Genomic DNA, 13,088 nt, shown 5'->3' with positions numbered 1-13,088 from the left:
GTTTGCCGTAAAACGGTTCACTCGACGTATCTCCCTTCGCCATGGCGCACGCGCCGCAGCAAGGGGGTATTTACGTTCTGTTTGGACCTTGCGGTCCCTTACAAGGAACCTCTAAAAACCGGCGGGAGGAACCTGACTGCATGCTGCCGCAGTCACGGGTCAGTTTTTAGAGGCTTCCTGCCAATATGCGCCGGGCCAACGGCTCCGGCGCGATATCACAAGCTGTTACGCGCTGCGTTGCAGCAGCATCGACTTGATATGCCCGATAGCGCGGGTCGGGTTCAAGCCTTTAGGGCATACACTGACACAATTCATGATGCTATGGCAGCGGAAAACACTGAAAGCGTCGTCCAGATCGTCTAAACGTTCTGCCGTTTCGGTGTCGCGACTGTCGATCAGGAAACGATATGCCGCCAGCAGGCCGGCCGGGCCGATGAATTTGTCCGGGTTCCACCAGAACGACGGGCAAGAGGTCGAGCAGCAGGCGCACAGAATGCACTCGTACAGACCGTCCAGCTTGGCGCGTTCGTCCGGCGACTGCAGGTGCTCGCGCGCCGGCGGATTTTTACCGTCGTTAAGCAGGTAAGGACGGATTTTTTCATACTGGGTATAGAACTGCCCCATGTCCACCACCAGATCGCGCACCACCGGCAGACCCGGCAGCGGACGAATGACGATTTTGCCGTTGCCTTTACGCAGCGACGAAATCGGGGTGATGCAGGCCAGGCCGTTTTTGCCGTTCATGTTCAGACCGTCGGAACCGCACACGCCTTCACGGCATGAGCGACGGAACGACAGCGTCGGATCCTTCTCTTTCAGTTGGATCAACGCGTCCAGCAACATCATATCGCGACCTTCTTCCGCTTCAAGCGTGTAATCTTGCATGTGCGGAGCGTCGTCGACATCCGGGTTATAGCGATATATTGAGAATTCGAGTTTCATCCATCGATCTCCGCGAATTAGTAAGAACGCACTTTCGGCGGGAATGCCGGGCGCAGTTTCGGTTGCATGTTCACTTCACGACGCGCCATGCTTTCCGATTGCGGCAGATACAGCGAATGGCACAGCCAGTTGGCGTCATCACGTTCCGGGTAGTCGAAGCGGCTGTGTGCACCACGGCTCTCGGTACGGAAGTTGGCCGACACGGCGGTGGAATACGCGGTCTCCATCAGGTTGTCCAGTTCCAGGCATTCGATGCGCTGGGTGTTGAACTCGCGGGAGGTATCGTCCAGGCGTGCGTTCTTCAAACGTTCACGAATCACTTTCAGCTCTTCCAGGCCCTTCGCCATCGCATCACCTTCGCGGAACACCGAGAAGTTGTGTTGCATACAGGCTTGCAGCGCCTTGCGAATTTCCACCGGATCTTCGCCGGAGCGGGTGTTGTTCCAGCGGTTCAGGCGGTCCAGCGACGCTTCCACATCGGATTCGCTGGCGTCACGGGTTGCGCCCTGCTCTGCCAGAGACTCCTGCAGATGCATGCCGGCGGAACGGCCGAACACCACCAGGTCAAGCAGCGAGTTGCCGCCCAGGCGGTTGGCGCCGTGCACCGATACGCAGGCGATTTCGCCGACGGCAAACAGGCCCGGAATGACCACGTCTTCGCCTTTCTCGTTGACGGTCAGCGCCTGACCGCTCACTTTGGTCGGAATGCCGCCCATCATATAGTGACAGGTCGGGATAACCGGGATCGGCTCTTTCACCGGATCAACGTGCGCAAAGGTGCGCGACAGTTCCAGAATGCCCGGCAGGCGGGATTCCAGCACGTCTTTGCCCAGGTGGTCCAGCTTCAGCTTGGCGTGCGGGCCCCATGGGCCGTCGCAGCCGCGGCCTTCGCGGATCTCAATCATGATCGAGCGCGCAACCACGTCGCGGCCCGCCAGATCTTTGGCGTTCGGCGCATAACGTTCCATAAAGCGCTCGCCGTGTTTATTCAGCAGGTAACCGCCTTCGCCGCGGCAGCCTTCAGTCACCAGAACCCCGGCGCCGGCGATGCCGGTCGGGTGGAACTGCCACATTTCCATATCCTGCACCGGTACGCCGGCGCGAATCGCCATGCCGACGCCGTCGCCGGTATTAATGTGGGCGTTAGTGGTGGACTGGTAAATACGGCCTGCGCCGCCGGTGGCCAGAATGGTCGCCTTGGCTTTGAAGTACACCACTTCGCCGGTTTCGATGCAGATGGCGGTGGTGCCGACCACGGCGCCGTCCTGGTTCTTCACCAGATCCAGCGCGTACCACTCGGAGAAGATGGTGGTGTGGTTTCTCAGGTTCTGCTGGTACAGCGTGTGCAACAAGGCATGGCCGGTACGGTCAGCCGCCGCCGCGGTGCGCGCCGCCTGCTCGCCGCCGAACTCTTTCGACTGGCCGCCGAACGGACGCTGATAGATGCGGCCGTCGTCCAGACGCGAGAACGGCAGGCCCATGTGCTCCAGCTCCAGAATCGCTTCCGGGCCGGTTTTACACATATACTCGATAGCGTCCTGGTCGCCGATATAGTCGGAACCCTTGACGGTATCGTACATATGCCATTCCCAGTTATCTTCGTGGCTGTTGCCCAGCGCGACGGTGATGCCGCCCTGTGCGGACACGGTATGGGAACGGGTCGGGAATACTTTGGACAGCAGGGCACAGGTTGAGCCCGACTGGGAAATTTGCAGCGCCGCGCGCATACCTGCGCCGCCCGCACCGATAACAACTGCATCAAACTCTCTGACTGGCAGTTTCATTTTTTACGCACCCCACACTACGATTGTTCCGTACAGTAAATAGACCAGCAACAGGACGACCACCGCCAGTTGCAGCACCAGGCGTAACGCCAACGGCTTAATATAATCCGTCAGCACCTGCCACAGACCGATCCAGGCGTGCGCCAGAATCGACAGCAAGGTCAACACGGTGAAGACTTTCGTAATTGAGGTGGCGAAGAAGCCGCGCCAGATTTCATAGGTGATGTCCGGAGCCGTGACGACAAAGCCCAGGATATAGAGGACATACAGGGTGATGACGATAGCGGAAGCACGCAGTAACAACCAGTCGTGTACGCCGCTGCGCCCTAATGCGGAAGCATTGTTTACCATACGAGGACTCCAGCCAGAATTGACAGCACAACGGTCAGAACGAATGCCACCTGGGCAGAACGCTGACCAGCCGCTAAACTCTCTTCGATATAGCCAAAATCCATTAACAAGTGACGAACGCCACCGCAAATGTGATAGGCCAGCGCAGTGAGGATCCCCCAGAATATGAACTTGACGAAGAAGCTATTCATGATGGCGGCAGCCTGCAGGAACCCCTCTTGGGAAGAGAGAGACGTGCCCAGCAGCCAGAGGAGAATACCCACGGCAACGAAGGTAATTACGCCAGAGACTCGGTGTAAGATGGACGCTATCGCAGTTACGGGAAACCGGATCGTTTGCAGATCCAGGTTGACAGGTCTTTGTTTTTTCACGGTTTTGCCCACACAGCTCTTATTATTTTCCTTCCTCCGGGCCTGGGTGGGGATCAGACAGCGTTAAGAGCCAAAAACCCTTACACGTCACGCGCTCAAACATCGACATCCTCTGTGCTTAAACGGCGCATTGTTATAACGCTGGGTGCTCCTACTTCAGGGTAATCCGGAGACCTGGCGGCAGTATAGGAGGATCACATTCTGATTACAATTCCCATACAATCCCTTTGGGGACATTTCCCCCGAACAGTGATTTAGATCACGATTTTCACATTTAGTACAAAATTAATTATCTGATTTGACAAGAGATCAACATTTCCATTACATATAGGGGCACAAAAGGCCCTATGATGCGCTATAGGTCGCCGGATACACTTCCCCCCACGTTGAAGTTATGCAACAGTGTATTCGGTTAAAAAACCCCGAACACGTCGTAGGTAATGATCAACAGAAAATAACGAATTCAATAAATCGTTAACAACCGGCCACCCGTCTCGTTCGCCTGGTCAGCCCAGCAACTTCTGTTTGCCGCCTATTATGCCGCAAAACGGAAGCGCCGGGGTCATCACTCTGTACCCTAACCGCATTATTGCGCAGTTGCTCACAGAGTTTATGTCCGCATACTCTTTTTGCGGGCAACATGCGGAGAATTAAGGTATTTCGGTTGTTAGTGATTATTAAAATAAGGCGCTAAGGAGACAGTAAATGACTGATAAGAAAGCGACGCTAACCGTACCAAACGGTGACGCTCCCATTGAGCTCGGCGTACTAAGCCCAACCCTGGGCCCTGATGTCCTTGATGTTCGCACCCTCGGTTCCAAAGGTTATTTCACATTCGATCCCGGCTTCACCTCCACGGCTTCCTGCGAATCTAAAATCACGTTTATCGATGGCGACAAAGGCGTGCTGCTGCACCGCGGCTTCCCTATCGAGCAACTGGCGAAAGAGTCCTCTTATCTGGAAGTGTGCTACATCCTGCTGTACGGCGAAACGCCGACGCCGGAAGAGTTTGAAACCTTCAAAACCACCGTTACCCGCCACACCATGATCCACGACCAGATCACCCATCTGTTCCGTGGCTTCCGTCGCGACTCGCACCCGATGGCGGTGCTGTGCGGCGTGACCGGCGCGCTGGCGGCCTTCTACCACGATGCGCTGGACGTCAACAACGAGCGTCACCGTGAAATCACCGCCTACCGTCTGCTGTCCAAAATGCCGACCGTAGCGGCGATGTGTTACAAATACTCGCTGGGCCAGCCGTTCGTTTACCCGCGCAACGACCTGTCCTACGCCGGTAACTTCCTGCATATGATGTTCGCTACGCCGTGTGAAGAGTACGTGGTGAACCCGGTGCTGGAACGCGCGATGGATCGTATCCTGATCCTGCATGCCGACCACGAGCAGAACGCCTCGACCTCTACCGTACGTACCGCCGGCTCTTCCGGTGCCAACCCGTTTGCCTGCATCGCGGCCGGTATCGCCTCCCTGTGGGGGCCTGCGCACGGCGGCGCCAACGAAGCGGCGCTGAAAATGCTGGAAGAGATCAACACCGTTGAGCACATTCCGGAATTCATCAAGCGCGCCAAGGACAAGAACGACTCCTTCCGCCTGATGGGCTTCGGCCACCGCGTGTACAAGAACTACGACCCGCGCGCCACCGTGATGCGTGAAACCTGTCACGAAGTGCTGAAAGAGCTGAACAAGAAAGATGATAACCTGCTGCAGGTCGCGATGGAGCTGGAACACATCGCGCTGAACGACCCGTACTTCATCGAGAAGAAACTGTACCCGAACGTCGACTTCTACTCAGGCATCATCCTGAAGGCGATGGGCATTCCGTCTTCCATGTTCACCGTTATCTTCGCCATCGCGCGTACTATCGGCTGGATCGCCCACTGGAACGAAATGCACGACGAGGGCATCAAAATCGCCCGTCCGCGTCAGCTGTACACCGGCTACGCCGAGCGTGATTTCAAATCCCAGCTGAAATAATGCCGCTTTACCCTACATAAAGCAGCACGGCGCCGCCCTTTCGGGCGGCGCTTTTTTTTACGCTACGCTAGCGCTGACAGACCGGACAGAAGTAGAACGGCCGCGACGACAGCGTGGTTTTTTCAATCATCGCGCCGCAGCGCGGGCACGGCTCGCCGCTGCGGTGAAACACCTTGAAGCTGAACAGCGCGCCGTGGTGACGGTCGTCGTCCGCCTGTCCGCGCGTATGGTAGGAAAGGCGCGGCACCGCCAACAATGCCTGCGCCAGCCGCTGCAGCGCCTGCGGGGTTAACGCCTGCGGCCGGTGCTGCGGCACCAGCTGCGCCTGCCAGAGAATTTCCGCCCGCAGATAGTTACCCAGCCCGGCCAGAAAAGCCTGGTCCAGCAGCATGCCCCCCAGCTGACGCCGGCGGAACGGCGGCGACAGCAGCCGTTCCGCAACCTGCTGCGGCGTCAGACGCTCGTCCAGCACGTCAGGCCCGATACGCTGCAAAAAGGGATGTTGCTCAATTTCGCCGCGCGGCCCCAGGGTGATATCCGAGGCGCTGTACAGCAAAATTGCCTGCTGCGCCGTCTCCAGACGCACGCGTAGTTCACGCTTGGTGGCCGGGCTTTCCCCCGCCGCCGCCACTTTCCACACGCCGTACAGCTGGTTATGGCTGTACATCGTCAGCCCGTTGGAAAAGTGGGTCAGCAACGCTTTGCCGCGCGGCTCGATGGCGATCACCCGCTCGCCGATCAGTTCGCGCTGGTAGTGTTGCAGCCGGGGAAAGGCAAACCAGACATCGCGCAGCGGCTGGTTGAGGATCGCCGCCGCCAGTTGGTCCGCCGCCCGGCGTATTTCCGGTCCTTCAGGCATATACTGCTCCTTGGTTTAGCGTACCGGCGCCGCTGAGGACGCCTTAACGCGGCTTAGTGCGTGGCGCCGCCCACCACCTTCAGATCGTGTTCCACCTGCAGAGCAACCGAGATCGCCAGCTCCAGCGCGAACAGCACGGTGCCGGCCGCCATGCTCGGCTGGCCCGGATGCGCCGCCGCCTGTTCCGGCAGATAGGGAATATGAATAAATCCGCCCTTGATCGCCGGCTGGTCGCGCAGCCGGTGCAGCAGGCCGTACATCACGTGGTTGCACACATAGGTGCCGGCGGTTTGCGATACCGAAGCCGGAATACCGGCCTCGCGCATACTGTCAACCACCGCCTTGATCGGCAGCGTACTGAAATACGCCGCCGGCCCGTCGGCGACGATCGGCTCATCGATCGGCTGCTGCCCCTGATTATCCGGAATGCGCGCATCATCGATATTGATCGCCACCCGCTCCAGCGAAATATCGCTGCGGCCGCCGGCCTGGCCGACCGCCAGCACCATCTGCGGCGCCAGTTCATCAATCGCCGCGTTCAGCGCCGTCAGCGCGGCGCCGAATACGCAGGGCAGCTGGCGCGCCACGATGCGCACGCCGCTCAGTTCCATGTCATTAAGCTGCTTCACCACTTCCCAGGAAGGATTGACGCGCTCACCGTCAAACGGCTCAAAGCCGGTAATCAATACTGTGTGTTGCATGCGTTCTCCTACAGGAACATCAGGAAATAGAGCAGGAAGACGTTTACCGTCAGCAGCAGGACGCCAGTCGGCACCTGCATCTTAATCACCGCGTTGCGATCCGGCAGTTCCAGCAGCGCCGCCGGTACGATATTAAAGTTAGCCGCCATCGGCGTCATCAGCGTGCCGCAGTAGCCGGAAAACATGCCGATGGCCGCCATCACCGCCGGGTTACCACCGTGCTGCAGCACCAGAATCGGAATGCCGACGCCGGCGGTAATAATCGGGAATGCCGCAAAGGCGTTGCCCATCACCATGGTCAACAGCGCCATACCGACCGCATACACCGCCACGGCGATAAAGCGGTTATCCACCGCCAGATACTCCTGCGTCAGGTGCGCCACCGCCGTGCCGACCCCGGCGCTGGTGAACAGCAGCCCCAACATGGCGAGGATCTGCGGCAAAATAAACGCCCAGCCGATGGAATCCAGCAGCCGGCGCGCCTCCTGCAGCGGCTGCGCCACGCGTTCGTGGGTCATTTTCACCGCAATCACGCCGCCAAGGATCACCCCCAGCGCCATCGAGAACAGGGTAATCAGCGTCGAGTGGTTGCCCGGGCCGAACACCGCGCTCTGCAGCGCCGGAATATTGTTGAACAGCAGCACCCCGATCACCGTCACCACCGGGATCGCCAGCGCCGGCACAAACAGCCGGTTGCCGAGCCGCTTGGCGCTCTCTTCGCGCTGCTGCTGCGTACGCTGATGGTAACTGCCCAGCCGCACGCCGCCGAGGCCGGCAACCAGCGCCATCAGCACCACCAGCGCGCCGATAACCCTATGCAGCAGGCGTCTGGCTTCCTCGCCGGCACCGAACAGGTCATAGGTCCAGTCGCCGACCATAAACACCAGGCCATACAGCCCCCAGAATAAGGCGGTGGTAAAACGACGCGGGTTGGCGCGGTCGCGCAGCGACATCACGGCAACAATCAACAGGATAATCCCGGCCAACCAGTAGAGATATTGCAGCTGAAAGTTCATTGCGCGTCTCCTTTGGCCTGCAGCGCCGCCTGATTAAGCTGCGCCAGTTCGGCGCTGAGCCGCTTGTCCATGCGGTACAGGCGGAAGGCGTGGATCAGAAAGGCGAAAATCGCCGTCGGAATGCCCCACAGCGCGATATGCAGCGGTTCGGTCTGAATACCGCCGGACTCCAGCATAAAGTTGTGCATAAAAATAATCGCGCCGAAGGCGACGAAAATATCTTCGCCGAAGAACAGCCCGACATTATCGGTCGCCGCCGACATGGCGCGCAGGCGGTAGCGTACGCGCTCCGGCAGCTCGCCATAACGGTTCTCTGTCGCCCCCTCGGCCATCGGCGCCAGCAGCGGACGCACCATCTGCGGATGGCCGCCCAGGCTGGTCAGCCCCATCGCCGCGGTGATTTCCCGCACAAACAGGTAGACGATCAGCAGACGCCCGGCGGTGGCGCTTTTGATCCTGGCGATCCAGGCCTGCGCCCGCTCCTTCAGGCCATGGCGCTCCAGCGTACCGATCACCGCCAGCGGCAGCAGCAGGATCAGCGACAGGTTGCGGGTGTTCAGAAACCCTTCGCCCATCCTCTCCAGGATTTCCGTCAGCGGCATCATCGCCGCCAGCCCGGTGGCCAGACCGGCGACGATCACCACCAGCACCGGATTAAAACGCAGAAGAAAACCGACCACGATCACGGCAATGCCGATCAGCGGCCAGTAATTGACAACCTGTTCCATTGTGTATTCCCCTTAACGCCCCGCCCGCAGCCGCAAGCTGCGGGTCGAAGGCCTGTGCCTGTTATGTTGTGTTGGTTTTTTATTGTTATTCTGCGCTGACGCTGATGCCCTGTTCGGCAAAGCTGGCGCGCAGTTTGCGGGCATACGCCAGCGCATGCTCGCCGTCGCCGTGCAGACAGACAGTTTCCGCCTGCACCGCGGCCCATTTGCCGTCAATGCTGCGCACCCGATGATGGCGCACCATTTCCAGCGTTTGTTGCAGCGCCTGCTGGTCATCTTCGATCAGCGCTCCGCTTTGCCCGCGCGGCACCAGCGTGCCGTCGGACAGATAGCCGCGGTCGGCAAACGCTTCCTGCCGGGTCGCCAGCCCCAACCGCTCTCCGGCGCGGATCAGCTCGCTGCCCGCCAGCCCCACCAGCCGCAGCGCCGGATCGACGTCCTTGACCGCCCGGGCGATGGCGTCCGCCAGCGCCGGCTCCACCGCCGCCTGGTTGTACAGCATGCCGTGCGGCTTCACGTGCGTCATCGCGCCGCCCTCCGCCCTGGCGATGGCTGCCAGCGCCCCCAGCTGGTACACCACCTGCGCGTAGACGGTTTCCGCCGGCAGCTGCATGCGCGTACGGCCAAAGTTTTCCCGGTCGGGGAAGCTGGGGTGCGCGCCAATCGCCACGCCATACTGCAGCGCCCAGCGCACCGACTGGCGCATGGTCTGCGCGTCGCCGGCGTGAAAACCGCAGGCGATATTGGCCGAACTGACCAGCTGTAGCAGCGCCTGGTCGTTAACGCACCCTTCCCCCAGATCGGCATTTAAATCAACGATCATGTAGCCCCCAGGCAATTTGTTGGATAAACAGATCCTGCTCCTTTTTGGCGCGCTGCGCGTCTTCCAGAGAACAGGGAATAAAGTGCACCGGTTCTCCCAGACGCAGCTGCGCCAGATGGTAGAGATCGGCTTCGATCACGCAGGCAATGCGCGGGTAGCCGCCGGTCGTCTGCGCATCCGCCATCAGGACGATCGGCTGGCCGTTATGCGGCACCTGCACCACGCCCGGCTGCAGGCCGTGCGACAGCATTTCCCGCGCGGTGGTGCGCGTTAACTCCGCGCTGCCCTGCAGCCGGTAGCCCATGCGGTTGCTCTGCGGACTCAGCTGCCACGGCGTGCGCCAGAAGGTCTCCCGCGCGGCAGTGCTGAACTCTTGGTACTCCGGCCCCGGCAGCGCGCGGATACGGTTGTTAAACAGCAGCTGTTTGACGCCGAACGGCTTGCCCGGCGCCTTGGCGCTCTCCCCCAGCGGCAGCTGGTCGCCGTCCTGCAGCTTCCGTCCCTCCAGACCGCCAAAGCCGGTTCGCAGATCGGTGCTGCGCGAACCCAGCACCTCCGGCACCGCAATGCCGCCGGCAATCGCCAGATAGCTGCGCATGCCGTGTTTCGGCTTCTGCAGCACCAGCTGCTGGCCCGCTTTCACCGGATAACGCCAGCCGGTCCACAGCGGTTTACCGTCCAGCAGCGCGTCGCAGCCGGCGCCGGTCAGCGCAATCCAGCCCGGCCGGGTAAATTCAACGCTGAACTGCCCGAGCGTAATCTCCAGCCCGGCGCTGTCCGCGCGGTTGCCCACCAGCAGGTTGGCGATTTTCAGCGCCGGCGCATCCAGCGCGCCGCCCTGACTAATGCCGAGGCTGCGGAAGCCGTTTCGCCCCAGATCCTGCACCGTGGTATAGATGCCGGCACGCAGAATTTTCAGCATACGCCCTCCTGCTGCGGTACAAAACGCACGTTGTCGCCCGGACGCAGCAGCGTCGGCGGGGTATCCTGCGGGTTAAACAACGCCAGCGGCGTACGGCCGATCAGCTGCCAGCCGCCCGGCGCGGCCTGCGGATAAATGCCCGTCTGGCTGCCGCCGATGCCGACCGAGCCGGCGGGCACGCTCAGGCGTGGCTCCGCGCGACGCGGCATCGTCAGCCGTTCCGGCATGCCGCCGAGATAAGGGAAGCCCGGCTGGAAGCCGAGGAAGTACACCACATAAGCGGCCGCAGCGTGGCACTCCACCACCTGCTGCGGCGTCATGTCGGTATGGCGCGCCACCTCATCCAGATCCGGCCCCATCTCGCCGCCGTAAATCACCGGAATCGCCACCTCGCGCGCCGGCGGCACCAGCGTTTCACTGCTCTCCCAACCCTCGCGCAGCTGTTCCAGCAGCGCGGCGATATCCGCCTGCGGCGTCTGCAGCAGCAGCGTCAGGTTATTCATCCCCGGCACCACTTCCTGTACATGTGGATGGTGGTTAAATTTTTCCGCCAACGCCCAGATCCGCTGCTGGCTGGGCAGCGTCACCGGCGGTGCCAATTCAAGCACGATCGCCCTTTCACCCAATAGGTAATATTGTGCTCGTTGCACCATTACTCTCCTTATTATTGTTTGCAAAACGTATCAGTTATGCGCGAGCGCAGGCCGGCTGTCAATACAACAACCCCTGTAAAAATAAGGATATAGTAAGAAAAAGGGTTCAGCATGCTGAACCCTGGGGGAAAATCAGGCGGGATTAGGGATATCGATAAAGGTCACATCCAGGCCATGGTGCTCGGCCAGCCATTCACCCAGCGCCTTGACGCCGCCGCGTTCGGTAGCGTGATGACCGGCGGCGAAAAAGTGAATGCCCATTTCACGCGCGCTGTGAATGGTCTGTTCGGACACTTCACCGCTGATAAAGGCGTCCACGCCGAAACGCGCCGCGCTGTCGATAAAGCCCTGGCCGCCGCCGGTGCACCAGGCAACCCGACGGATCTGCGCCGGCGCGTTATCGCCGCAGTGCAGTACCGCACGGCCCAGACGCGTTTCAAGACGCTGCTGCAGCTCTGCGCCGCTGAGCGGCTGTTCAAACTCGCCGTGCGGCACCAGCGGCTCAACCTCGCCCAGCACGCGGATATCCAGCAGCTGCGCCAGCTGGGCGTTATTGCCCAGCAGCGGATGCGCATCCAGCGGCAGGTGGTAGCCGTACAGGTTGATATCGTTCCCCAACAGCGTCTTCAGGCGGTTGCGTTTCATACCACGTACCACCGGCGCCTCGTTTTTCCAGAAATAGCCGTGGTGCACCACAATGGCGTCGGCCTGATGCTCCACCGCCGCGTCCAGCAGCGCCTGGCAGGCGGTCACGCCGGTAACGATACGATGTACGTTTTCCCGTCCTTCGACCTGCAGGCCATTTGGCGCGTAGTCCTGAAACGCGGCGCTGTTAAGTACATTGTTTATCAAGCTTTCCAGATCGAGGTTATTCATACTCATCTCTCTTCAACATAGTGCGTGGCTCCCGGCACCCGCTTTCCCGGACGACGGGGAGCGAAGTTAAAACTGCTGACGTTCGCCCTGCGCCATAAAAATAAATTTAACACCCAAATCGTTGCCCTGCTCCAGCTGCTGCTGAATCACGGCGCGCCGATCGTCTCCCTGCCTCAGGCTCGGTTTGATATGGCTGATGACGATCGGCAGCCCGGTGAGCGAACCGTCGCCGCCGCTGTATTTTTGCAGATTCTTCAGCTCCTTCAGCAGCCAGGCCGGAGTAAGGTGGCCATAGAGTTTGCTGTCTGACACCTCATTGGGGTAAGAGGTTTCAATAATCATGCCCTGCAGTTTTTTATCGGCAATCAGCGGCCCCAGCGCCCGCCAGACGCTGTCCAACTGGCGCGACTTCTCCAGCGCGTCCGGCCCGGTGTCGCCAAAATAGGCGAAAGCGCCCGTACGATCGGACAACAGCACCATCGAAGAGTGGTAACCCGCATGGCTGAGCGGATACATCACCCCACTCAGCCCGGTGGTGCCGAAGGTAAAGCGCTGCTGCTCGCGCACCGGCTGCAGCCGGTAGGTGCCAAGGCGCTGACCGTTGCCGGAATCGCTGAAGTTTGGCCAGCTCTTCCAGTTAAAATAGTGGTTGCGCAGCGTCAGTACCGTGTCATTCGAGGCATATAGCGTCTTTTTCGCGTCTTCCGGCGAGGCGATAATCAGGCCGGCCAGATGGTCGAGATGCGCGTGGCTGATAAAATAGGCGCCGATCAGCCGGCGGAAAATATGGCCCTGCGGCGTATACGGCGCCGCCGTTTCCGGCGTCACCTGCGGGAAGCTGCCCTGATCCAGCCCCTTGACGATGCCGGGCAGCAGCGAGCCGGCGTCCAGCGCCACATACTGTGTCTGACCGTCGCTGCGGATAAGATAAGAGGTCAGATTGCCGTCGCTGACTCCGCCGTCGACGCCGAGCGCCACCACGTCAAACCCGGCCAGCGCCAGCGCCGAATAGCCGCTCAGACAGACGGCCAGTATTGTCTTCAACATAAGTTTGCTCCTTGCGGTGACCG

The 13,088-nt window shown here is 60.3% G+C and carries 14 protein-coding genes; 1 reads left to right on the top strand and 13 read right to left on the bottom strand.

What is annotated here, in order from left to right:
* Positions 1-225: 225 nt before the first annotated feature.
* Genes D781_RS05670 through sdhC form a run of 4 tightly spaced genes read right to left on the bottom strand, consistent with a single transcriptional unit; the run spans position 226 to position 3,460 of the window.
* A complete protein-coding gene (locus tag D781_RS05670; protein ID WP_015671355.1) occupies positions 226-942 on the bottom strand; it encodes a succinate dehydrogenase iron-sulfur subunit in 717 nt (238 codons plus the stop codon).
* A gap of 17 nt (positions 943-959) precedes the next feature.
* Positions 960-2,726 carry a succinate dehydrogenase flavoprotein subunit gene (sdhA, locus tag D781_RS05665; RefSeq protein ID WP_015671354.1) on the bottom strand — a complete coding sequence of 589 codons (1,767 nt, stop codon included), beginning with the start codon at positions 2,724-2,726 and terminating at the stop codon, positions 960-962.
* A gap of 3 nt (positions 2,727-2,729) precedes the next feature.
* Positions 2,730-3,077 carry a succinate dehydrogenase membrane anchor subunit gene (gene sdhD / locus D781_RS05660; protein WP_015671353.1) on the bottom strand — a complete coding sequence of 116 codons (348 nt, stop codon included), beginning with the start codon at positions 3,075-3,077 and terminating at the stop codon, positions 2,730-2,732.
* Entirely contained in the window at positions 3,071-3,460 is a 390-nt protein-coding gene (gene sdhC, locus D781_RS05655) for a succinate dehydrogenase cytochrome b556 subunit (RefSeq protein WP_015671352.1), read from the bottom strand. The genes sdhD and sdhC overlap by 7 nt, the downstream gene beginning before the upstream one ends.
* Positions 3,461-4,153: 693 nt before the next feature.
* Between sdhC and D781_RS05650 the strand changes: the two genes are divergently transcribed.
* Positions 4,154-5,440 (top strand): citrate synthase, encoded by a 1,287-nt coding sequence (locus D781_RS05650; protein ID WP_015671351.1) that lies wholly within the window; start codon positions 4,154-4,156, stop codon positions 5,438-5,440.
* A 67-nt stretch (positions 5,441-5,507) separates the two neighbouring features.
* On the opposite strand, the gene nei is transcribed toward D781_RS05650, so the two are convergent.
* The 9 genes from nei to D781_RS05605 all read right to left on the bottom strand — a co-directional run bounded on the left by nei (position 5,508) and on the right by D781_RS05605 (position 13,065).
* Positions 5,508-6,299, bottom strand: a complete 792-nt coding sequence (gene nei / locus D781_RS05645) for an endonuclease VIII (RefSeq protein ID WP_015671350.1) — start codon at positions 6,297-6,299, stop codon at positions 5,508-5,510.
* A 53-nt stretch (positions 6,300-6,352) separates the two neighbouring features.
* Positions 6,353-7,000, bottom strand: coding sequence for a pyroglutamyl-peptidase I (gene pcp / locus D781_RS05640; RefSeq protein ID WP_015671349.1), 648 nt, complete (start codon positions 6,998-7,000; stop codon positions 6,353-6,355).
* A gap of 8 nt (positions 7,001-7,008) precedes the next feature.
* Positions 7,009-8,016 (bottom strand): DUF979 domain-containing protein, encoded by a 1,008-nt coding sequence (locus D781_RS05635; protein WP_015671348.1) that lies wholly within the window; start codon positions 8,014-8,016, stop codon positions 7,009-7,011.
* Complete coding sequence (locus D781_RS05630) at positions 8,013-8,744, bottom strand: DUF969 domain-containing protein (RefSeq protein WP_015671347.1); 732 nt, start codon at positions 8,742-8,744, stop codon at positions 8,013-8,015. The genes D781_RS05635 and D781_RS05630 overlap by 4 nt, the downstream gene beginning before the upstream one ends.
* 85 nt (positions 8,745-8,829) lie before the next feature.
* Entirely contained in the window at positions 8,830-9,567 is a 738-nt protein-coding gene (gene pxpA, locus D781_RS05625; RefSeq protein WP_015671346.1) for a 5-oxoprolinase subunit PxpA, read from the bottom strand.
* Positions 9,557-10,489 carry a 5-oxoprolinase subunit PxpC gene (gene pxpC, locus D781_RS05620; protein ID WP_015671345.1) on the bottom strand — a complete coding sequence of 311 codons (933 nt, stop codon included), beginning with the start codon at positions 10,487-10,489 and terminating at the stop codon, positions 9,557-9,559. Before pxpC ends, pxpA begins: the two co-directional genes overlap by 11 nt.
* Positions 10,483-11,139 carry a 5-oxoprolinase subunit PxpB gene (pxpB, locus tag D781_RS05615; RefSeq protein ID WP_199557151.1) on the bottom strand — a complete coding sequence of 219 codons (657 nt, stop codon included), beginning with the start codon at positions 11,137-11,139 and terminating at the stop codon, positions 10,483-10,485. The genes pxpC and pxpB overlap by 7 nt, the downstream gene beginning before the upstream one ends.
* A gap of 135 nt (positions 11,140-11,274) precedes the next feature.
* Positions 11,275-12,018, bottom strand: a complete 744-nt coding sequence (locus tag D781_RS05610; RefSeq protein ID WP_015671343.1) for a type 2 GTP cyclohydrolase I — start codon at positions 12,016-12,018, stop codon at positions 11,275-11,277.
* 66 nt (positions 12,019-12,084) lie between these two features.
* A complete protein-coding gene (locus D781_RS05605) occupies positions 12,085-13,065 on the bottom strand; it encodes an MBL fold metallo-hydrolase (RefSeq protein WP_015671342.1) in 981 nt (326 codons plus the stop codon).
* Positions 13,066-13,088 lie beyond the last annotated feature (23 nt).

The organism is Serratia sp. FGI94 (genome assembly GCF_000330865.1).
Lineage (GTDB): Bacteria > Pseudomonadota > Gammaproteobacteria > Enterobacterales > Enterobacteriaceae > Serratia_B > Serratia_B rubidaea.
Note: the sequence above shows the minus strand (reverse complement) of the source record. Positions and strands in the feature narration are given on the sequence as shown.